Genomic DNA, 22,143 nt, shown 5'->3' with positions numbered 1-22,143 from the left:
GGATAGTCGGCCATAAAAAAGGTTTCCGTTCCAAAGCGAGCTATTTGAGGAACGTCTTTCTAAGAATTTCCCGGTGACAGGCAGCAATTCTTGCAAAAAAACTCTGACAGAAGCCTCCATACCCTATATCTGTAGGACAAGTTGAAGAGGAGGATGCCGGGATGAAACCGCCTGCACCAAACAAACCGGGCGATACCCGCGAGGCCCCTACCCTGATCCACCTCGGGCTGCACAAAACCGCCTCGACAAGCCTGCAGCATACCTGGCAGCAAATGGCGGACGTCACCGTGGCGTCGCCAACTTTTATAATGCGTTTGCTTGATGTATTGCATGGCACCTTCAACCGTGACACCGCGCTTGACCTCACGCCGCTTAAGGATGAGCCGATGTTCCCGAGCACCGGCGATGACCCGCACAGGTGGCGGATTTTTTCCAGTGAGGCCTATTCGGTGTTCAAATGGTTGAAAACGCCGCCCGCCGATGTCGCGAAGCGCTATTTCGACCGGCAGCTTGACGTGTTCACCCGGCTATGCCCCAACGCCCATGTGCTGATTGTGGTGCGTGAGCCGCACGCCTGGATAAAATCCGTGTATATGCAATATGTGAAGACCGGGGGAACCCTCACATATCGTCGCTTCCTGCTCGTGCACGGCGTGGACCTACGGGCCATGCTGTCAGTGGACCGTCTGAAGGCAATATGGGGCAACCGCTATGGCAGCCACCGGGTGCATATCCTGCCGTTCGAATTGTTCCGCGATGCGCCCGCCCGCTTTTTTGATGAGCTTCACAGCCGGATCGGTGTGCCAAAACCACCGGCTGCCGCTGCCGACATGGCGGCGCACCTGAATGTTTCGCTCAGCCCCCGCGAAGGCGAGTTTCTGCGCCAAACCAATAAATTGATGGCCTTGTTCATGACCAGTGAAACGCTGGACCAAGCCAGCCGCGATATCCTGCGGAAAGCCGCGCCAGTGGCATTGAGGGCAGCACGCACCGAACTTCAGGACGCTGAACACAGCCTCCTGGCCCGCTCGGTCAACCGGCTGGTGCCCGCGCCCGACTTCGGCCCGCTGCCAGACGACATGCAGGACTTTATCCGCGACACGTTCATTCCCATGCTGGCGCGCGAAACCGGTGACCTGTGCGGCGTGCTCGACAGCTACAGCATGCGCCAAGCGTGACAGCCGACCGTCTGGGCGGCATGGCAGATTGTTACAAAATCAAACCGTGCCGCGCGGATTACAGCCTCGTCTACCAAGTGCGGGGCGGCGAAGTGGTGGTCGTTGTCGTCGCTCTTGGCAAACGCGAAAGCAATTTTATCTATAAACAGGCTGTGAAGCGGGTTTGATGACATAACCTATGCATCACTGGCGCCGCCCTATTCAACCACGCATGGCGTGTTCGCTTTGCCCGGGGGCGGGGGTGGCCTATGGTAGGCTGCATCGGGTATCACACGGGGGATTTATGGCAGACGATATCAACCATCAGGCAGGCATGGACGTGCGAACGGCGCTGGCGTCGCGGCGCAGCGTGCGGGATTACCGCTCGGATGCGCTGCCAGAAGCGCTTGTTGATGATATCCTCACGGATGCTCTGCATGCCCCCTCATGGGGCAATGTGCAGCCCTATAGGGTTGCGGTGGCAAGTGGCGATGTGGCGCGCGCGATATCCGCTGACTACCTCAGCCGCTATGAGGGCGGCATGCGCTTCCGCGCGGCCTCACCCCTTGGCAAGCTCAGGCAGTGGCTCGCGGGTTTTCGCGGGCCGGACGGTGACCATAACACCATCATGACCTACCCGGATGAGCTGAACGAACGCTACAGGGAGACCGGCAAGGGGCTTTACGGGGTGCTGGGCATCGGCCGCGAAGACAAGGCCGCGCGCGTGCGCCAGATGGGTCGTAATTTCACGTTTTTCGGCGCGCCCACCGCGCTCTTTATCTTTGCAAGTGATGAGCTGGGCGCTTATGGCCCACTGGACGCTGGCGCCTTCATCCAGTCGCTCGCGCTCGCCGCCCACGCCCGTGGCCTCGGCAGTTGTGCGCAGGCCGCCCTTGCCACCTGGGCCAGCCCTGTGCGCGCGCGTTTTAACGTGCCACCGGGTTACAAGCTTATCTGTGGCATGGCGCTTGGCTATGCTTCAGATGCGCCCGTGAACGCTTATGCGCCAACGCGCCGGACGGCCGAAGGTGTGAAACTGCCGTCCAGAACCTAGAAAACTGTCAGGCCGTCCCGGCTGAAGTTGGCGAGGGTCATGTTGGCTTCCGCCGCGCGCCTGATGGCAAAACCCGTGGGGGCCGACAGCGCCACCAGTGCCCGTGCGCCGGACCGCGCGGCTTTCTCGACAATCTCAAACGAGGCGCGGCTGGTCATCAGGACAAAACCATCCGCCACGCTGACGCCTTCCCGCGCCATGGCGCCGATAAGTTTATCCAGCGCGTTATGCCGCCCGACATCCTCACGCACCAGTATCACCACGCCCTCGTCCGACACATAGGCCGCGCCGTGCACGGACTTGTTGATCTGCTTCAGGGGTTGCATGCCCGTCAGCGCGGTCGCCGCCTTGGCCACCACCCTGCTATCAAGCGCCTTTTTGTGCGCCGCCACCCTGGGCAGGCTTTCGAACAGGCGTTCGGCACTGTCGATGCCACAGAGGCCACAACTGGTGCGCCCCTCCATCGACCGCCGGTTCTGCCTCAGGCTCAGCCGTTCAAAACAGCGTGGGGTGATGGTGATATATATATCGATGCCCTGCCGCCGTTCGCCAATTTCAATTTTTGAAATATCGCCCGGCGCATCAACAATGCCTTCCGTCAGCGAGAAGCCCGTGATAAAATCCGTCAGGTCTGCGGGACTCGCCAGCATCACCGCGAAGGTGAGGCCATTGTAGATGAGCGCAACCGGCGCTTCCTCGGGCACGTGCCACTGAACGGTGGCCCCGTCCTGATAGCCGGTGACGGTGAGGTCAGCCTGCCAGAGGGCGGCGTTTTTTGGCCCATCCGGCGCACTCATGCGAGCATGCTCACATCATGCGCATTTTCCGCGCATACCCCGCACAGGTTTCGCACAAACCCCGCACAATTTTCGCACGGATTCCGCACAGTTCCGCGCACCCTATTCCGCCGCCGCGGGGGCTTTCACCCGCCGCATTTTGGGGGCCTCGCGGGCATAGCTTTCCTGCCAGTCTGACCGGTGGTTTGCGGGCGTCACTTCCACCGCTGTCACCTTGTATTCCGGGCAATTCGTCGCCCAGTCAGAGTTCTCGGTGGTGATGACATTCGCGCCGGTTTCCGGGTGGTGGAAGGTGGTATAGACCACGCCCGGCGCCATGCGGCCGGAGATATTGGCGCGCAACGTCGTCTCCCCCTTGCGGGAGCGCACGGCCACCCAGTCACCGTCATGAATGCCGCGCACCTCAGCGTCACTTTCGTGAATTTCCAGCACGTCTTCTTCCATCCAGCGGTTGTTGTCCGTGCGGCGGGTTTGCGCGCCCACATTATACTGGCTGAGGATACGGCCTGTGGTCAAAATCAGTGGGAATTTGCGGTTGGTCTTCTCCGTTGTCGGCACATATTCCGTGAGGATAAACAAGCCCTTACCGCGCACAAAGCCGTCAACATGCATGATGGGCGTACCCGCGGGCGCTGCGTCATTACACGGCCACTGCACGCTGCCCTCCCGGTCAAGCCGATTGAAGGAAACACCCTTGAAAGTGGGAGTCAGCGCCGCGATTTCGTCCATGATGTCGCTGGCGTTTCGGTACACCATCGCGGTGCCCATCGCTTCCGAGAGCTTCGCTGTCACCTGCCATTCATCCAGTCCGGTTTTGGACTTCATCACCGGCCGCACCCGCCCCAAACGGCGCTCCGCATTAATGAAGGTTCCGTCTTTCTCCAGAAAGCTGGTGCCGGGCAAAAACACGTGCGCGAAACGCGCGGTTTCATTGAGGAAAAGGTCCTGCACGATCACACATTCCATCGACCTGAGCGCCGCTTCCACATGCAGGGTATTGGGGTCGCTTTGCGCGATATCCTCCCCCTGTACATAGATGGCCTTGAACGTGCCGGCGACCGCTTCATCAAACATGTTCGGGATGCGGAACCCGGGCTCACCGTCAAGGCTCATGCCCCACGCGGCTTCAAATTCCGCGCGCACCGCATCATCCGAAACCGGCCGGTAGCCTGAGAATTCATGCGGGAAAGAGCCCATATCGCACGAGCCCTGAACATTGTTCTGGCCCCTGAGCGGGTTAAGTCCCACACCGCGGCGACCGATGTTGCCGGTGGCCATCACAAGGTTGGCCATACCCATGACCATGGTCGACCCCTGACTGTGCTCGGTCACGCCCAAGCCATAGTAGATGGCACCGTTGCCACCGGTCGCGTAAAGTCTTGCCGCCCCACGGATATCTTCCGCACTCACGCCCGCGATCTTGGCGACATTCTCTGGCGAGTTGACAGGATCGAGGATGAAGTTTTTCCACTCATCAAACGCGTCCACTTCGCAGCGCTCACGCACGAACTTTTCGTCGACCAGCCCTTCACTGACAACCACATGCGCGAGCGCATTAATCATCGCCACATTGGTGCCGGGCAAAAGCGGCAGGTGATAATCCGCTTTCACATGCGGGGTTTTCACAAGGTCGATCTGGCGTGGGTCGAGGATAATAAGCTTCGCCCCCTGCCGAAGCCGCCGTTTCATCTGGGAGGCGAACACCGGGTGCGCATCCGTCGGGTTGGCGCCGATGACCATGATAACATCGGCATCTTCCACAGAATCAAAGTCTTGCGTGCCTGCGCTGGTGCCAAAGGTCTGCTTGAGGCCATAACCCGTGGGCGAATGGCAAACCCGCGCGCAGGTATCCACATTGTTGTTGCCGAAGGCGGTGCGGATCAGCTTCTGCATCACCCACACTTCCTCGATCGTACAGCGGGAAGAGGTGATGCCGCCAATGGACTTGCGGCCGTATTTCGCTTGCGTTTTCTTAAGCTTATCGGCGGCGAAGCCAATCGCCTCATCCCAACTGACCTCGCGCCACGGCTCATCGATATGCTCGCGGATCATCGGTTTGGTCATGCGGTCCTTATGGGTCGCATAGCCCCAGGCGAAGCGGCCTTTCACGCAGCTATGCCCGTGGTTGGCCTTGCCGCCCTTGTGGGGCACCATGCGCACAACCTGATCACCCTTCAGCTCGGCCTTGAACTCACAACCCACACCGCAATAGGCGCAGGTGGTCAGCACCGTGCGGTCCGGCACGCCGTGCTCAATGAGCGCGGTTTCCGACAAGGTCGCCGTGGGGCAAGCCTGTACGCAGGCCCCGCAGGAGACACATTCGCTGGAGAAAAAGTCATCCGCACCCGTCGCCACGCGGGAGCCAAAACCCCTGCCCTCAATCGTAAGCGCCAAGGTGCCCTGCACCTCATCACACGCCCGCACGCAGCGCGAGCAGACGATGCATTTTGAAGGATCATAGGTGAAATAGGGTGTGCTTTCGTCCTTCGCCAGATCGAGGTGGTTCTCGCCCGCGTAGCCGTAGCGCACATCACGAAGGCCCACAGCACCCGCCATGTCCTGCAACTCGCAGTCTCCGTTCGTGGGGCAGGTCAGGCAATCCAGCGGGTGGTCGGAGATATAAAGCTCCATCACCCCGCGCCTGAGGCGTGCGAGGCGGCTGGTCTGGGTTTTGACCACCAGTCCCTCTTCCGCGAGCGCGGTGCATGACGACGGTGTGCCTTTGCGGCCTTCAATTTCCACAAGGCACATGCGGCAGGAACCAAACGCATCAACCATATCGGTCGCGCACAGTTTGGGGATGCCGATACCGGCTTCTTTCGCCGCGCGCATGATGCTGGTGCCCTTGGGCACCGTGACGGTTTGGCCGTCAATCTCAAGCGTGACAGCCTCACCCGACATCACCTCAGGCGTGCCATAATCTGTTTCTTTGAGAAGGGTCATTCCTTGTCTCCCTTCAGGAAATCATCCGGGAAGTGCTTTATCGCACTCATCACCGGGATCGGGGTCATGCCGCCCATGGCACAAAGCGACCCGTCCGTCATGACCTCACAGAGGTCATCAATCAGTTCAAGGTTCCCGTGCACGTCGGTGCCCGCAATGACCTTTGCCATCACTTCCGAGCCGCGCACCGCACCAATTCGGCACGGCGTGCATTTGCCGCAGCTTTCATGGGCGCAAAAATCGAAGGCATATTTGGCCTGCGCCGCCATGTCAGCCGTGTCGTCATAAAGCACTATACCACCATGACCCACACCTGCGCCAATTTTAGCGAAGCTTTCATAGTCCATCGGCGTGTCCATAAGGGCGGGCGGGATATAGGCCCCCAGCGGCCCGCCCACCTGCGCCGTCTTGATCGCGCGCCCTGAACGCGTGCCACCACCAAAACCTTCCACCAGTTCCCGCAAACTGACACCGAAGGCCTTTTCAACAAGCCCGCCATGTTTGATGTTCCCCGCAAGCTGGAACGGCATCGTGCCGGTAGACCGCCCCATGCCGTAGTCCTTATAGAACGCACCACCTTCCGCGAGGATCGTCGGCACGGCACAGAGCGAAATAACGTTATGCACAAGCGTCGGCTTGCCATTGAGGCCTTCAAGCGCCGGTAGCGGTGGCTTGGCGCGCACCTGCCCTCGTTTGCCTTCAAGGCTATCCAGCAGCGAGGTTTCCTCGCCACAAATATAAGCCCCTGCCCCCATGAACAGCTCAAGATCAAATGCTTTGCCGGAGCCAAGGATATTGTCGCCCAGAAGCCCGTCGGCATACGCATTCTCAAGCGCTTCTGAGAACACCGCTTTCGCCACCGGATATTCGCTGCGCAGGTAGACAAAACCCTTGCTCGCGCCCGTGCCCAGCCCGGCGATAATCATGCCTTCAATCAGCAGGTAGGGGTCACCCTCCATGATCATGCGATCAGCGAAGGTGCCGCTGTCGCCCTCATCCGCGTTGCAGACGATGTATTTTTGCGTGGCGGTTGCCCCCAGAACGGTTTTCCATTTGATACCGGCCGGGAAGGCAGCACCACCGCGACCCCGCAGGCCTGAGGTCATGACCTCTTCCGCAATATCCTGCGGTTCCAAGGCAAGCGCCTTACGGAGGCCGGAGAGGTCGCCATGGGCCTTGTAATCTTTGAGGCAAAGCGGGTCCGTCACACCGCAGCGCGCGAAGGTCAGGCGTTCCTGTTTTTTAAGGAAGTCGATCTCTTCCGTCAGGCCAAGGCAAAGCGCATGGTCCGCACCCTCGAGGAAACCGGCAGCCAGCAAACTGCCCACATCGGCTCCCGTCACCGGACCATAGGCGATACGGCCCTTGGCGGTTTCCACTTCCACAAGCGGCTCCAACCACAGCATGCCACGGCTGCCATTGCGGACAACCTCCACACCATCTTGAGCTTTGAGCTTTTCAGCAACTTCATCGGCACCAAGGGCGACCGCGACACTGTCGAGCGGGATAAAGATACGGGTCATGCCTCATGCTCCCATGCATCCAGAAGAGCGTCGATATCGGCTTCACCCACCGCTGCCTTCAGCTTGCCGTCCACCATCGCGGCGGGGCCGTTTGCACATAGGCCAAGGCAATAGACCGGCTCAATGGTGATGCGGCCATCCATGCGGGTATCCCCCATGGCAACATCGGCTCTTTCACACGCATGCTGTGTCAACTCGCGTGCGCCAACAGCCTGGCAGGCTTCCGCCTGGCAAAGGCGCAACACATGCTCGCCCTTCGGCGCGCGGGCAAAATCATCATAAAAGCTGATGACACCCTTGACCTCGGCCTTCGTCAGGTTAAAGGCGGCGGCGAGCTTCGGCAGCGCGCTGGCATCGATATAGCCATCAGCCTCCTGCAGCGCGAGAAGCGCACGCATCAGGCCGCCCTGTACACCCACATATTTTGCGATAAGCGCATCCATAGCGCCTACATTCTGCGCCTTGGCGTCAGTCACTTCAAGCCCCTCCCGCACCCGTGATCCGGGTGTCACTTATGCTTGTTATTGTGTGGTGCGGCGGGCAACGGTACCCGCCACCTGTATTATTGTTTTTTGGCGTCGAGGTCAGCGCGGATCTTGTCTGCGACCGTCTTCACCTTGGCGCGCAGGGCGTCCTCATCCACCGTCAGCACCTTGCCGTCCGCCATCAGCACCTTGCCGTCCACAACGGTGGTCACTACGTCACGCGCGCCAGCGGCATATACAAGCTGGGACATGACATCATAAAGCGGGCTCAGGCGCAGGCTGTCGAGCGAGACCTGTATCATATCGGCGCGTTTGCCTGCCTCAAGGCTGCCGGTCATCTCACCAAGACCCACGGCTTCGGCGCCGCCTTTTGTCGCCATATTCAGTGCGGCACGCGCGGGCACCACGGTCGGGTCACCACCCGCACCCTTGTGCAACAGCGCCGCGAGCCGCAGTTCTTCCCACATATCAAGGTCATTGTTCGAAGCCGCGCCGTCGGTACCAAGGCCAACTTTCACACCAGCGGCCAGCATGGCCGGGATGGGCGCAATGCCCGCCGCGGTCTTGAGGTTCGAGGTGGGGTTATGGATCGCACCGACCTTCGATGCCGCCAGCGTTTTCATGTCGCTTTCAGTGGGCCACACCACGTGGGCGGCAACGGTGGTGACATCCGTCATGCCGACTTCCTGCATTAGCTCCACCGACGTGATGCCGTATTTATCGCCCACGGTTTTCAGTTCCGCCTTGTCCTCGGCGATATGGATCGAGATTGGCGCGCCAAGCTCTTTCGCCTTGGCCGTCACCAGCGCCAGATGCTCCTTCGAGACCGTATAGGGTGCGTGGGGCGCGAGCGCAGGCGTGATGCGGGCATGTTTGCCCTGCCAGTCCTCAACGAATTTCACACCAGCCGCAAAGCTGTCATCCCAGCCCTTGAAACCGGGGCTCGGGAAATCGATCATCGGTGCCGCGATGACAGCGCGCAGACCGCACCGGTCCACCACGCCCGCAATCACCTCGGGATAGAAATACATGTCCACGAAACTCGTCGTGCCGCCCTGAATCATCTCCCAGCAGGCAAGCTCTGAGCCGACCTCGATAAAAGCCGGGTCCACATAGCGGCCTTCCATCGGGAAGATATATTCCTGCAGCCATGTCATCAATGCCAAGTCATCGGCCATACCACGAAACAACACCATGGCGGTGTGGGTGTGGCCGTTCACAAAACCCGGCATCAACACGCGGTTCTCGCCGCTGATGCTCTCCGCTGCGTCATAGGCGCTTGCGATATCCGCGTCGGTGCCGACGGCGACAATCGCGCCGTCCTTCACCGCCACAGCGCCGTTTTCAATCACGTCCTGCGCGCCGTCCATCGTCACCACATAGCGGCCATGGACCACAAGGTCGACCGCGGTTTTGTCTTCAGCCATCGCATATCCTTCAAATGACACCATAGCCACACATAGCATGGCAGCTTGCCAGATTTGTTTCAGCGTCACTGTGACGTCCCTTCCGTTTTCATTCGGTACATTTAGCCGACCATAAAACCGTTCGAGGGGTGGATGCTAGAGGCTTTATTGATTGCGGGCATATTCAGCCGGGGCGCGGCCATACCAGCGGCGAAAGGCGCGCACGAATGCTGCGGGTTCCGAATAACCAAGCCGGGCCGAAGTTTCCTGCACGCTCAAGCCGTCGGCCAGCAACAATAGCCGCGCCTTTTCCCGGCGCACATCGGCCAATATATCACGAAAACTTGCGCCTTCGCAGGCCAGTTCCCGTTGCAGGCTGCGCAGCGACAGGGAAAGCGCGGCTGCGGCGTCACGGGCCGTGAGACCGCCTGATTGCGCGTCCAACTGCTTGCCAACATAGGCCTTAACGCGCGCCGACACACTGCCTTCACCCGGCATCTCGGCCTGCACGTGCTGCTTTAGCATGGCATGCAGCGCGGGGTTTGCATCATTCATCGGCTGGTGCATGGCATCCCTTGGCCACACCATCGCATGCTCAGGCGCGCCGAAGATCACCGGCGCTTCGAAGGCCGTCTCGAACGCGTTCGCATTATCAGGCTGCCCGCGCATCAGTTCCACCCGCACAGGCGCCACGCCGGGCGACGCCCAGCGGGCAAAGCGGGCAAAGGGCAGCAACACAGCCTCAGAGCGCACCTCGGCCGCCTGCCAGTCAGGCCGCACTGGTGTGTAGGTCAGGCGGCATTCCCCACCGTCTTCCGCCAGGTCAAAACGCCCGGCAGCACCGACATAAAGCGCATAATCGCATGCTTCCCTGAGCGCCTCACCCACCGTTTCGCTGGTGACAAGCATATGGCCAAGGGTGGCATAGGTGCCGTAGCGCACACTTTTACCCACACGGACACCTAGAAGGCCGTCACCAGCCAGCCGGTCAGCCGCCGCCCATAGCGCTTCGGCGTCCTGCTCGGGGATGCGCTCGACGCCGTCCACGAGACTGACATCGGCTTCAGCAAAAAGTTTTTCGCGCGGCACAGCATAGTCTCGCTCCATGGTCTGGGCGAGGCTCGCGAGGTATCGGGCTAAAACGGTTTCGGTCATCAGGTGCCATCTCTTGGCGTAAAATATCAATTTTTAGACGCCGACTGTCATTCCATCGGCGGCATTCGTCAAGTAGATTAAGCTTTCCTGTGGGAGGGAAGTTTAGGGAAGGAGGGCGTGATCGCCAGTCTCGCTGAGATCAATGAGGCCGTCGTGACAATGGAGCCAAGCACACAGCTTGGCCTTGCCATTTCGCTGGCTTTCACCATGTTCAGTGTGGCGCTGGGGCTGAAGACAGATGACTTTGCCTTTCTGCGCAGCCACAAACGCAGCGTGGCAACCGGCTTTGCCGCGCAGGTGCTTGGCCTGCCGCTGCTGACCCTTGCCATCCTGCTGGTTTTCAAGCCGATGCCGGGCATTGCGCTCGGTATGCTGATCGTGGCCTGCTGCCCCGGTGGTAACGTCTCCAACCTGTTTACGCGGCTCAGCCACGGCGACACAGCCTATTCCGTTACGCTCACGACCTGTTCCAGCATTTTCTCCACCGCGTTCCTGCCGTTTACCATCCTGTTCTGGACCGGGCTTTACGGCCCGACGCGGGAACTGGTAGACGCAATCGAGCTGGACCGGGTGGCCTTTATCATCAACACCAGCATCACGCTTCTGATCCCGCTTTCGCTTGGCATCTGGCTCGCACATGCCAGGCCCGCACTTGCGGCCCGCGCGCAGAAAATCTGCCTGCCCATTGCAGTGCTGATCATCGTGGTCCTCGTGGCGGTTGGGCTATACACCAACGCCGATCTGCTCCGCGACTTTGGCAGCGTGATCCTGCCTTATGTGGTGCTGCATAACGCACTGGCCTTCATGCTGGGCGCTTTGGTCGGGCGGCTTGCGCTGAAGAAGCCTGCCACCCGGCGCGCGCTGGTGTTTGAGATTGGCATCCAGAATTCCGGCCTCGGTCTTCTTATCATGCTCAGCCAGTTTGGCGGGCTCGGCTCCGGCCTTCTTATCATCGCAACATGGGGTGTGTGGCACTTTGTCGGCGGTTTTGCTGTCACCGGCCTGTACCGACTGTTTGGCGCCCGCCCAGCCCCGCAACCCCTTAGCTTTCAGGAGGATACCAATGGCTTATGACCTCATCATCAAAGGCGGCACCGTTTATGACGGCACGGGCGCGGACGGTATCAGCGCTGACGTGGCGGTCAAGGACGGTGTAATCGCCGCCATTGGCGCGCTTGGCAGCGACGCCGAGCGCATCATCGACGCCACAGGCGCGATCGTGACGCCGGGGTTTATCGACCTGCATACCCACTATGACGGCCAGGTCTCGTGGGACGCGGACCTGCAACCCAGCGTCAACCACGGCGTCACCACTGCCGTGATGGGCAGTTGCGGTGTCGGCTTCGCGCCAGTACACGAAAGCGACCACACCCGCCTCGTGCGCCTGATGGAAGGGGTGGAGGACATCCCCGGCACCGCGCTTGCCGAAGGGCTGACATGGAACTGGGAAAGCTTCGGCGATTATATGGACGCCATCGACTTCCCCCACACCATCGATTTCGCCGCCCAAGTGGTGCATGACCCCCTGCGCGTCTACGTGATGGGCGAACGGGCGGTATCAGGCGAACCCGCCACAGACGACGACATCGCCAGAATGCGGGAGTTGACCCGCGCCGCACTGGAAGCCGGGGCTGTTGGTTTCTCGACCGGACGCTCCGACGTGCACCGCACGGCAGACGGTGAATGGACCCCGGCCAGTGAGGCCACGCGCGAAGAACTGATGGGCATTGCCGAAGCTTTCAAGGGCCTCGGGCACGGTGTACTGCAAGCGGTGAATGATTTTGACCTTGAGCGCGGGGACCCAACCGCCTTCGACCGCGAATTTGGCCTGCTGGAAGACTTCGCCAACGCATCCGGCGGGCGCCCCTTCTCGCTGTCACTGATGCAACGCGACTTTGCCCCAAAACAGTGGAAAGACATCATGGCCCGCGCGGAACAAGCATCTGCGAAGGGCATCAACATGCGCCTGCAAGTCGCGCCGCGCGGCATCGGCGTGATCCTCGGGCTTCAGTGTACCTTCCATCCCTTCATTGGCTTCCCAAGCTACAAGAAAATCAGCCACCTGCCTTTGGAAGAGCGTATGGCGAAAATGAAAGACCCGGCGTTCAAGGAACAACTACTTTCCGAAAGCTCCGAGAAAGTGGCCGGTGACGGCACAGCCATCCCGCCGCTTGCCGATATCCTGTTGCAGCAGATCGACTTTATTTCGTGCAAGATGTTCAAACTGGGCGAGAACCCGGATTATGAACAGGGTGTGGATCAATCGGTCTATAAGATGGCGGAAGCGGACAGCGTCAAACCGCTGGATAAAATCTATGACATCCTGCTGGAGAAAGACGGACACGAGTTCCTGTATTTCCCTATCTATAACTATACCAACCTCAATTATGAAGCCGTCTACACCATGATGAACCACCCGCAGTCGCTGATGGGCCTGTCGGACGGCGGCGCGCATGTCGGCACCGTGTGTGACGCCAGCTTCCCCACCTACCTCTTGTCCTACTGGACGCGGGACCGGGTGAAGGGAGAGCGCATTGAGCTCACGCGGGCTGTGAGAATGCTGACCGCTGACCTTGCGGATTATGTCGGCTTCAGGGACCGCGGGCGGCTCAAGGTTGGCATGAAAGCCAACATCAATGTCATCAACCACAAAGACTTGCGCCTGCACGCCCCGCATATGGTGAAGGACCTGCCCGCAGGCGGCCAGCGTCTGTTGCAGGAAGCCAGCGGCTATATCGCCACCATAGTGGACGGTGAGCTTGTGGTCGAAAATGATGAACTGACGGGCGCAAAACCCGGCCGCCTTGTCCGGCTGGGCAGCAACGCGGCGCAAAAGGCAGCGTAAGCTTTTATGGAAACGATCCTTTCCGGCATTGGCGGCTGGGCCATCTTTGGCATGGCAGCCGCCATCATGGCTGCGGCAGCCTTGCGCTCCTTCACAGGTTTCGGCTTTGCGCTTGCAGCCTTGCCAGTGCTGAGCCTTTTCCTCGCGCCCACGACGGCGGCCAGCATGATTGTGATGCTGACGTTAGTGATATCGCTCCAGACGCTGAATTCATACCGCCACGACATTCCCTACCGCAGCATGGGGCCGATGATTGTGCTTTCCGCCGTCGGCACCCTCATGGGCACATATCTGCTGCTGCTCTTCAGCCCTGACACCTTCCGGCTGTTGATCGGGCTCACGGTGATGGCCGCCTGTCTGCTGCTCGCCAAATTCAAACCGGCCCCACACCGGGAAGGCGGTCCGACTGGCGCGGTGGCCGGCCTTGCGTCCGGCCTGATGAATGGCGCGCTCGCCATCCCCGGCCCGCCGGTGATCATCTATTCCGTTGCGGTGTATGAGAACCCGCGCATCGCCCGCGCCTTCCTGATGGGATTTTTCCTGCTGTCAGCCACCTTCGCGACCGTCACCTATTCGGCTGAAGGCATCATCACCTCGCGGGAGCTTATCCTGACCGCCATCGCCTTCCCCGCCATGCTGGTGGGTGACAAAACGGGGACGTGGCTGTTTGAAAAACACGGCACCGCCGCCTACCGCAAGGTCGCCATCGCTGCGCTGTTTGCCATTGGCCTCAGCGTGGCTGCAGCGGCACTCCTGCCCTAAGGTTTCAGGAAACTGTTCGTAACTTCATCCGCAAGCCCCGCGAGGGTGAGGTCACCGTCCGTGCGGTACCAGTTGCGCGTCCAGGCCAGTGCACCGCGGATAAGCTGACGCGCAATCTTGGGCGGGGACTTCAGGAGGCCCTGCTCATCGCAGCCATCCAGCGCAGCCATCCAGCATTTCTCGTAAGACCCATCCCTGAGCGCCAGCACCTTGTCGCGCGAGGCTTCGTCGAGGCTGCGCCATTCATCCACCAGCACGTAAGCCGCGTGGCCATCTTCCCGGTGGATGGAGCTTAGCTCGCAGATGATCAGGGCCTTGAGCTGTTCGACCGGGTTACTGATGCCTGCAACCGCCGCTTCCGCGCGCTCCCCCATGCCGCGAGTCGTCATCGCCATCGCGGTATAGAGGATCTCCTGCTTGTTCTTGAAGTGATGAAACAGGCTGCCGGACAAGATGCCGGTGGCAGCCGCGATATCACGCACGGTTGTACGCTCGAACCCTTTTTCGTGAAAGAGATCAACGGCTTTCGCCACAATGCGCGCTTTTGCGGGGCTTATGCCCGCATCCCGAAGCGCCTGTTTGTTCATCACATCGTCCATGACTTGACGATAATCCTTTCTGATTTATTTGACAACCAAGCGCTTGCTTGTTTTTATGGTAATCGCATTGATTACTTGAATTTGAGTGAAGCGACCACGCTTTGAGAAGGGAGTGGACTGGGTATGAAGGACGCGGCAGCGGGATATCTCTCGGTGTTCAGGTCGGGGCTTTTCACCGGGAAACGCATCATCGTCACCGGGGGCGGCAGCGGCATTGGCCGTTGCACGGCGCATGAACTCGCACACCTCGGCGCTGATGTCATCATCACCGGGCGCGGGGAAGACAAGCTGAAAAAGGTGGTTGAGGAGATCACCGACGACGGCGGCAAGTGCACTTTCAAGGCCTTCGACATCCGCGATGAGGACGCCGTGCGCAAAGCCATTGGCGAGATCGTGGCGGAAGGCGAGCCGGTCACCGGCCTTGTCAACAACGCGGGCGGGCAGTACCCCTCCCCGCTAGAAGCCATCTCCACCAAAGGGTTTGAGACCGTGCTGCGCACCAATGTGGTGGGGGCCTTCAATGTCTCCCGTGAACTGGTGACCCAAAGCATGAAGGATACCGGCGGCGCGATTGTGAATATCACCGCCGATTTCTGGGCCGGCATGCCCACCATGGGCCATTCGGGTGCTGCGCGCGCGGCGTGTGACAATCTCGCCAAAACCGCTGCTGTCGAATGGGGCCGTTTTGGCATCCGCACCAATGCTGTTGCGCCCGGCTGGGTCGCGTCGTCCGGGTTCGATACCTATGAGGACCCCGGCGTGCAAGCCATGCTGCCGCAGCTCAAGAACATGGTGCCGCTCGGGCGCATCGCCACAGAGGCCGAAATCGCCTCGGTGATCGTGTTCCTGTTGTCAGACGGGGCCAACTTCATCTCTGGCGCCAGCATCAGGGTCGATGGCGGCGGCAGCCTGTTTAGCCCGCTCTTCCCGCCACAAGGCGCAAAAAACAGCGAAAGCTATCAGGGTTTCCACCGTTATGTGCCGCCCAAAGCGCTCAGGAAAAAGGACTGACCATGCCGGTCATTGAAAGCCGCATCGATACGGCATCAGATACATTCATTGAGAATGCAGCCGCCATGCAGGCGCTGCTCGATGAGATTGCGCGCATTGAAGACCTCAAATCCGCAGCGCAGGAAAAAGCACGTCCGCTGTTTGACAAACGCGGCAAGCTGCTGCCCAAGGAGCGGCTTGCGCTGCTTCTCGACCCCGGCACCCCGTTCCTTGAGCTTTCAGCTCTCGCTGGCTACCTGATGTATGACGACCGGGACGGCTCCGGCGCAGGTGGTTCTATCGCAGGCATCGGTTATGTCTCAGGCAAACGCTGCATGGTGATTGTCTCCAATAGCGCGGTGAAGGGCGGCACGGTCACGCCCGCGGGGCTCAATAAATCCCTGCGCCTTCAGGATATTGCGCTTGAGAACAAACTGCCCATCGTTGGCCTGATGGAAGGCGGCGGCGCCAACCTTCAGCATGTCTCAGACATGTTTGTCGAGGGCGCACGCAGCTTCGCCAACCAGGCGCGGCTGTCGGCGGCCGGTATCCCGCAAATCTCGGTGGTGCACGGCAGCTCCACGGCTGGCGGGGCCTACCAGCCAGGCCTCTCTGACTATGTGGTCATGGTGCGCGGGAGATCGAAAGTGTTTCTCGCCGGGCCGCCGCTCCTCAAGGCCGCAACGGGCGAGATTGCCAATGACGAGGAACTGGGCGGCGCGGAACTGCACGCCGAAGTCACCGGCACAGCAGAATATCTGGCGGAAGACGATGCGGACGGTATCCGCATCGCGCGAGATATCATGGCGCGCCTGCCCTGGAAGAATTACCAGAACGATTGTTCGGTTATAGAACCGAAGTACCCGACGGATGACCTGATCGGCATCGTACCCGCGGATTCCAAGACCCCCTATGACGTGCGGGAAGTGATCGCACGACTGGCGGACGGCTCGGACTTCCTTGATTTCAAGAATGACTATGACAGCCAGACCGTGTGCGGGCATGTGACCATCGCGGGTGAAACCGTGGGCATCATCGGCAACAATGGCCCGATCACGCCGAAGGGTGCCACCAAAGCCGCGCATTTTGTTCAGCTTTGTGATCAAGCAGGGGTGCCGATCCTGTTCCTGCATAACACCACTGGCTTTATGGTAGGCAAGGATGCAGAGGCAGGCGGCATTGTCAAACACGGGTCGAAGCTTATTCAGGCCGTCACCAACGCGCGGGTGCCGCGCATCTCCATCCACATTGGTGGCAGCTATGGTGCCGGCAACTATGCCATGTGTGGGCGGGGCGTGGACCCGCGGTTCGTCTTCTCATGGCCCAATGTGAAAACGGCGGTCATGGGTGGTGCGCAGGCGGGCATGGTGCTCAAGATCGTGGGACTTGAGAAAGCCAAACGCATGGGGCTTGAGGCAGACATGAACCAGCTTGAGGCCATGGAAGCCGCCACTGCCGAACAGATGGACGCCTGCTCCACCGCGCTATACGGCAGCGCGCGGCTATGGGACGACGGCATCATCGACCCACGCGATACACGCAAGCTCTTAATTTACCTGCTGGATATCTGCCGGGACGCGGACAGCCGCAGCCTTCGGCCCAACACCTTCGGCGTCGCACGCTTTTAACACTAACGGGGAAGACACATGCTATTCACAGATGAACACAAGGAACTACGGCGCACCGTCGCACGTTTTGTGGATGAAGAGATCAACCCCCATGTGGACGCGTGGGAAGAAGCGGGCATTTTCCCCGCGCACGAACTGTTCAAGAAAATGGGCGACCTTGGCCTTCTCGGCATCTCGAAACCCGAGGAATACGGCGGGCTTGGCCTTGATTATTCCTATGAGATGATCCTCGCCGAGGAGCTTGGCGGCATCAACTGTGGCGGCGTGCCCATGGGTATCAGCGTGCAGACCAATATGGCCACCCCGGCACTTGCCCGCTTCGGCTCTGACGAGCTCCGGCGTGAGTTCCTCGCCCCGGCAATTTCGGGTGACATGGTGTGTTCGATCGCGGTGTCCGAACCGCACGCGGGGTCGGACGTGGCGGCGATCAAGACAACCTCGGTCAAGGACGGCGACGACTATGTCATCAACGGCACCAAGATGTGGATCACCAACTCCACACAGGCGGATTTCCTCTGCCTCCTCGCCAACACCGGAGACGGTCCGGCGCACAAGAACAAGTCGCTGATTGTGGTGCCGACCAAGACCAAGGGCGTGAGCTTCTCGGACCGCCTGAACAAACTTGGCATGCGCTCAAGTGACACCGCGCAGATCTTCCTCGATGACGTGCGCGTACCGCAGCGGCACCTCATTGGCCGCGAAGGTGACGGTTTCCGCATGCAGATGATCCAGTTCCAGGAGGAGCGCCTGTGCGCTGCCATGCTGGGGCCGAAGGGCATGACAAATACCATTCAGGCGACGATTGATTATGCCCGCGACCGCAAGATTTTTGGCGGCAGTGTCCTGGATAACCAGGTGGTGCAATACCGCCTTGCCGAACTGCAAACCGAGGTTGAGGCCCTGCGCGCGCTGATCTGGCAGGCGACGGAAGCCTATGTGAACGGCGAGGATGTGACCAAACTTGCCACTATGGCCAAGCTGAAAGCCGGCAAGCTGGCGCGTGAAGTGCCGGACGCCTGCCTGCAATACTGGGGCGGTATGGGCTTCATGTGGGACAACCCGGTCTCGCGCTCCTACCGCGATGGGCGGCTCACCAGCATTGGCGGCGGCTCGGACGAAACGATGCTGCGTATCCTCACCCGCATGATGGGCATGGGCAATGGCTGATACGGTTCTCACCAGCACTTCAGGCGGGGTGATGACAGTCACCCTCAACCGCCCGAAGGTGAAAAACGCGATGAACTTCGCCATGGTCGATGCGCTGATTGCAGCGTTCGAACAGGCGGCGGGGGACGACGCGGTGCGCGTGATGGTGCTGCGCGGCGCGGGTGGTGTGTTCTGTGCGGGTGGCGACCTCAAGGATATGGGCTCATCAGGCCAGTCGCCCGAGGCTGTCGCCAAGGGTAACCGCCGCTTTGGTGAGCTGCTGGAAGTGGCGCAAGCCTTCCCCAAGCTGATCGTTACGGTAGCGGAAAACGCGGCTATGGGTGGTGGTTTCGGCCTTGTTTGTGTGTCCGATATCGCCATCGCCGAGGACGGTTGCCGCTTCGGCATGCCGGAGGTCACGCTTGGCATCCTGCCCGCCCAGATCGCGCCTTTTGTGCTGGCCCGAATTGGGCTGACTGAAACGCGGCGGCTGGCGCTGACGGGTCTGATTATTGACGGGTTTGATGCGCAGCGGTTGGGCATTGTGCACCACCATGAAAGTGGCACGGAAGCCCTTGAGGCGCGGCTTGATATCGTGCTCAAGCAAGCCCTCAAAGCAGCGCCGGACGCGGTGGCGGCGACCAAAAAATTGCTGACCGGCATGAGCGCCGTTCCCGCGCAAACCCTTGATACAGCAGCGGAAAGTTTCGCTGAAGCGCTACTGGGCACAGAGGGGCGCGAAGGCACCAAAGCGTTTATAGAGAAACGCAAACCATCATGGATGGAGGCATGAGCGTGCGGGACATCAAGCGTATCCTGATCGCGAACCGGGGCGAGATTGCCGTGCGGGTCATCCGCGCGGCGCACAAACTGGGGCTGGAGGCAGTCGCCGTTTATTCGGACGCTGACCGGCACGCCCAGCATGTGAAGCTGGCGGACGACAGTGTGCACATCGGCCCCTCGCCCGCCAGCGAGAGCTACCTTTCGGTAGAGAAAATCGTTGAAGCAGCGCGACTTAGCGGCGCGGATGCGATCCATCCCGGCTATGGTTTCCTGTCCGAAAACGCCGGGTTCGCAGCGGCTGTGGAGGCCGCTGGCCTCATCTTCATCGGTCCCTCAGCCGAGGTGATAAGGAAGATGGGTGACAAGCGGCAGGCGCGCTGGATCGCAGATGAAGCCGGGGTTCCGGTGGTGCCGGGCTATGACGGCGAGGACGCCAACGAGGAGCAGCTTCTCGTGGAGGCTAACCGTATTGGCACGCCGCTGATGATCAAGGCGACTGCGGGCGGCGGCGGGCGCGGGCTGAGGCGGATTGACGAAATAAGCGAGTTTCACCAAGCACTTATGAGCGCACAGCGCGAAGCACAGGCCGCTTTTGGCAACTGTGCGGTGATGCTGGAGCGCATGATTGAAAGCGCGCGGCATGTGGAAGTGCAGGTTCTGGCGGACAGTCATGGTAAGGTTTTGCATCTGCTGGAGCGGGACTGTTCGGCACAACGGCGGCACCAGAAAGTGGTGGAGGAAGCGCCGTGCAGCACGATAAATGCGAGCACACGCAAGGCTTTAACGGATGCAGCTGTCAAGCTGGCGACGGCCGTTGGCTACACTGGCGCAGGCACAGTCGAATTCCTCGTGGACGAAGAAGGTGCGGTCTATTTCCTTGAAATGAACACAAGGCTGCAAGTGGAACACCCGGTGACTGAAATGATCACCGGCACTGACCTTGTGGTGCAGCAGATAAGGATCGCGCGCGGCGAAAAACTCACGTATAATCAGGATGATATCAAGGCGAACGGCCATGCGGTTGAAGTGCGCCTCTATGCCGAGGATGCCGACCGTGGCTTCCTGCCGCAGACCGGTACACTGCGCAAAATGTGTGCGGAAAGTGTGCGGGATGTGCGCGGCGATTTTGGCGTGGTAGAGGGCGACACCGTCAGCCCCTTTTATGACCCCATGCTGGCCAAGATCATTGCCCATGGCAAAACCCGCAACGAGGCTATCCAGACACTTGCCGAGGCGCTGAAAGCCATGCGTATCGCGGGGTTGGTGACCAACAAAGCCTACCTGTCAGGCATCCTCACAAGCGAACATTTCAAGCGCGGACTGACGCGCACACACACACTTGATACCGTCAAAACAGCGCCAATCATGTGTGCGGAAGAGATGAGCATGTGTGCGGGTGCCATTCTGGTGGCCGAAGCCTGTGCCAAATTCACCATCCCGACCCTCGCCAACTGGCGCACCAATCATGACACCTACCAGCGTGTCACTTTGGAGGTGGAAGGTGAGAGCTTCCCGCTTGAAGTGCGTGCAAATCGCGCTGGTGGCACATGGCAGGTGGCGGTAAAACACGACAATACCGAACAATCGTTCAGTATTGAGGGTGATATTTGCCGCACGCAGGGAAAACGGCACCAGTTTGTCACCGCATCGGACAGCGACACCACCTTCATCGACCTTGGGCCCATCCATATCACCGCCACCAACATCACCCACCGCGCCACCGCAGGCGCCGAGAGGACCGGCAGTGGCATGTTGACCGCGCCGATGGACGGGCAGGTTGTCGCCGTGGCCGCAGCCGTGGGCGACACGGTGGAGGCTGGTGAGCTGATTTGTGTGGTCGAGGCCATGAAAATGGAACACCACATCCGCGCTGACGTGGCGGGCAAGGTGACAGATGTGAATGTGAAAATCGGTGATCAGGTCAAGGCCCGCGCGAGCGTGGCAACCATCACAGCAGTTGATACAGACACCACACCGGAAAAGGAAACAGAGAATGGCTGATAAAGTAACCCTCACCTGCGCGCTGACCGGTGTGCTGACCGACCCGAACCAGCATAATGTGCCGGTAACGCCCGAGCAGATGGCGGCGGAAGCCAGGGCGGCTTACGACCAAGGCGCCACGATCATGCACTGCCACTACCGCCAGCAAGGCGAAGGCAAGGGCCACCTGCCGAGCTGGGACGGCGCGCTGGCAAAAGAAATCAACGACGCGATACGTGAGGCTTGCCCCGGCGTGGTGATCAACATGACCACCGGCGTTGTGGGCCGCGAACAGGGCGACGTGCTCAAATACCTTGCGCATAACAAACCCGAGATGGCGGCGATGAACGCCGGGAGCCTGAATTACCTCAAGACCCGCAAGGACGGCTCATGGGCGTGGCCGCCCATGGTGTTCCTGAATCCGGTGGACAAGATCACCGAAATTCTTGCGGTGATGAAGGACCATACCATCGTGCCGGAGTTCGAGTGTTTTGATGTTGGCATTGTGCGCAGTGTGGGGCTCTACCTTGAGAACGGCATGGTAGCCCACGCCGACTATAACTTCGTGATGGGGGTGGCGTCCGGCATGCCGTGTGACGCTGACCTGCTGCCGCTTCTGGTGAAATACAAACACCCTGACAGCCCATGGCAGGCCACCTTGATTGGCCGCGCTGACGTGTGGCCGGTGCACCAGAGAGTGGCGGAACTGGGTGGCAACCTGCGCACCGGGCTTGAGGACTGTTTCTACCTGCCAAGCGGCGACAAGGCGCGCTCCAACGGGGAGATGATCGAGGCGCTGGCGAACTGTGCGCGCAATGCAGGGCGTGAGATCACGACGCCTGAGGAGACCCGTGCCATCATCAAATCCCAAGCCTGGCACTAGGGGGAGA

The 22,143-nt window shown here is 60.2% G+C and carries 19 protein-coding genes; 12 read left to right on the top strand and 7 right to left on the bottom strand.

What is annotated here, in order from left to right; all coding sequences use genetic code 11:
• Positions 1–161: 161 nt before the first annotated feature.
• The 3 genes from OEU85_RS05220 to OEU85_RS05210 all read left to right on the top strand — a co-directional run bounded on the left by OEU85_RS05220 (position 162) and on the right by OEU85_RS05210 (position 2,211).
• Positions 162–1,178: a sulfotransferase gene (locus OEU85_RS05220; RefSeq protein WP_262690394.1), complete on the top strand. Its 1,017-nt coding sequence runs from the start codon at positions 162–164 to the stop codon at positions 1,176–1,178.
• A complete protein-coding gene (locus tag OEU85_RS05215) occupies positions 1,175–1,345 on the top strand; it encodes a hypothetical protein (protein WP_262690393.1) in 171 nt (56 codons plus the stop codon). Before OEU85_RS05220 ends, OEU85_RS05215 begins: the two co-directional genes overlap by 4 nt.
• Positions 1,346–1,461: 116 nt before the next feature.
• On the top strand, positions 1,462–2,211 hold the full coding sequence (locus tag OEU85_RS05210; protein ID WP_262690392.1) for a nitroreductase: 750 nt from the start codon (positions 1,462–1,464) through the stop codon (positions 2,209–2,211).
• Here OEU85_RS05210 and fdhD read toward each other — a convergent pair.
• From fdhD to OEU85_RS05180, 6 genes are all read right to left on the bottom strand, one after another.
• Complete coding sequence (gene fdhD / locus OEU85_RS05205; protein ID WP_262690391.1) at positions 2,208–3,008, bottom strand: formate dehydrogenase accessory sulfurtransferase FdhD; 801 nt, start codon at positions 3,006–3,008, stop codon at positions 2,208–2,210. The genes OEU85_RS05210 and fdhD overlap by 4 nt on opposite strands.
• A gap of 102 nt (positions 3,009–3,110) precedes the next feature.
• Positions 3,111–5,951, bottom strand: a complete 2,841-nt coding sequence (fdhF, locus tag OEU85_RS05200; protein ID WP_262690390.1) for a formate dehydrogenase subunit alpha — start codon at positions 5,949–5,951, stop codon at positions 3,111–3,113.
• Positions 5,948–7,474 carry a formate dehydrogenase beta subunit gene (locus OEU85_RS05195; RefSeq protein WP_262690389.1) on the bottom strand — a complete coding sequence of 509 codons (1,527 nt, stop codon included), beginning with the start codon at positions 7,472–7,474 and terminating at the stop codon, positions 5,948–5,950. The genes fdhF and OEU85_RS05195 overlap by 4 nt, the downstream gene beginning before the upstream one ends.
• Complete coding sequence (locus OEU85_RS05190) at positions 7,471–7,986, bottom strand: NADH-quinone oxidoreductase subunit NuoE family protein (RefSeq protein WP_262690388.1); 516 nt, start codon at positions 7,984–7,986, stop codon at positions 7,471–7,473. Before OEU85_RS05190 ends, OEU85_RS05195 begins: the two co-directional genes overlap by 4 nt.
• Before the next feature lie 50 nt (positions 7,987–8,036).
• Positions 8,037–9,455 carry an amidohydrolase family protein gene (locus tag OEU85_RS05185; protein ID WP_262690387.1) on the bottom strand — a complete coding sequence of 473 codons (1,419 nt, stop codon included), beginning with the start codon at positions 9,453–9,455 and terminating at the stop codon, positions 8,037–8,039.
• 75 nt (positions 9,456–9,530) lie between these two features.
• Complete coding sequence (locus tag OEU85_RS05180) at positions 9,531–10,520, bottom strand: AraC family transcriptional regulator (protein ID WP_262690386.1); 990 nt, start codon at positions 10,518–10,520, stop codon at positions 9,531–9,533.
• A 117-nt stretch (positions 10,521–10,637) separates the two neighbouring features.
• On the opposite strand from OEU85_RS05180, the gene OEU85_RS05175 reads away from it, so the two are divergent.
• The 3 genes from OEU85_RS05175 to OEU85_RS05165 are packed head-to-tail and all read left to right on the top strand — an operon-like array spanning position 10,638 to position 14,127.
• A complete protein-coding gene (locus OEU85_RS05175; protein WP_262690385.1) occupies positions 10,638–11,594 on the top strand; it encodes a bile acid:sodium symporter family protein in 957 nt (318 codons plus the stop codon).
• The gene (locus tag OEU85_RS05170; protein WP_262690384.1) at positions 11,584–13,365 is read left to right on the top strand and encodes an N-acyl-D-amino-acid deacylase family protein; all 1,782 of its coding nucleotides are present in this window, start codon (positions 11,584–11,586) and stop codon (positions 13,363–13,365) included. Before OEU85_RS05175 ends, OEU85_RS05170 begins: the two co-directional genes overlap by 11 nt.
• Before the next feature lie 6 nt (positions 13,366–13,371).
• A complete protein-coding gene (locus OEU85_RS05165) occupies positions 13,372–14,127 on the top strand; it encodes a sulfite exporter TauE/SafE family protein (protein WP_262690383.1) in 756 nt (251 codons plus the stop codon).
• Here the strand turns inward: OEU85_RS05165 and OEU85_RS05160 are convergent.
• Positions 14,124–14,726 carry a TetR/AcrR family transcriptional regulator gene (locus OEU85_RS05160; RefSeq protein WP_262690382.1) on the bottom strand — a complete coding sequence of 201 codons (603 nt, stop codon included), beginning with the start codon at positions 14,724–14,726 and terminating at the stop codon, positions 14,124–14,126. The genes OEU85_RS05165 and OEU85_RS05160 overlap by 4 nt on opposite strands.
• A gap of 123 nt (positions 14,727–14,849) precedes the next feature.
• Between OEU85_RS05160 and OEU85_RS05155 the strand changes: the two genes are divergently transcribed.
• The 6 genes from OEU85_RS05155 to OEU85_RS05130 are packed head-to-tail and all read left to right on the top strand — an operon-like array spanning position 14,850 to position 22,136.
• Complete coding sequence (locus tag OEU85_RS05155) at positions 14,850–15,737, top strand: SDR family oxidoreductase (RefSeq protein WP_262690381.1); 888 nt, start codon at positions 14,850–14,852, stop codon at positions 15,735–15,737.
• A gap of 2 nt (positions 15,738–15,739) precedes the next feature.
• The gene (locus tag OEU85_RS05150) at positions 15,740–17,344 is read left to right on the top strand and encodes an acyl-CoA carboxylase subunit beta (protein WP_317277413.1); all 1,605 of its coding nucleotides are present in this window, start codon (positions 15,740–15,742) and stop codon (positions 17,342–17,344) included.
• A gap of 18 nt (positions 17,345–17,362) precedes the next feature.
• Positions 17,363–18,511, top strand: a complete 1,149-nt coding sequence (locus OEU85_RS05145; RefSeq protein ID WP_262690380.1) for an acyl-CoA dehydrogenase family protein — start codon at positions 17,363–17,365, stop codon at positions 18,509–18,511.
• Entirely contained in the window at positions 18,504–19,283 is a 780-nt protein-coding gene (locus tag OEU85_RS05140) for an enoyl-CoA hydratase-related protein (RefSeq protein ID WP_262690379.1), read from the top strand. The genes OEU85_RS05145 and OEU85_RS05140 overlap by 8 nt, the downstream gene beginning before the upstream one ends.
• Positions 19,280–21,274 (top strand): acetyl/propionyl/methylcrotonyl-CoA carboxylase subunit alpha, encoded by a 1,995-nt coding sequence (locus tag OEU85_RS05135; RefSeq protein WP_262690378.1) that lies wholly within the window; start codon positions 19,280–19,282, stop codon positions 21,272–21,274. Before OEU85_RS05140 ends, OEU85_RS05135 begins: the two co-directional genes overlap by 4 nt.
• Positions 21,267–22,136: a BKACE family enzyme gene (locus OEU85_RS05130; protein WP_262690377.1), complete on the top strand. Its 870-nt coding sequence runs from the start codon at positions 21,267–21,269 to the stop codon at positions 22,134–22,136. Before OEU85_RS05135 ends, OEU85_RS05130 begins: the two co-directional genes overlap by 8 nt.
• Positions 22,137–22,143 lie beyond the last annotated feature (7 nt).

Source organism: Kordiimonas aestuarii, assembly GCF_025574465.1.
Classification (GTDB): Bacteria; Pseudomonadota; Alphaproteobacteria; order Sphingomonadales; family Kordiimonadaceae; genus Kordiimonas; species Kordiimonas aestuarii.
The sequence above is the reverse complement of the archived record's forward strand: the minus strand, read 5'-3'. Positions and strand labels throughout refer to the sequence as shown.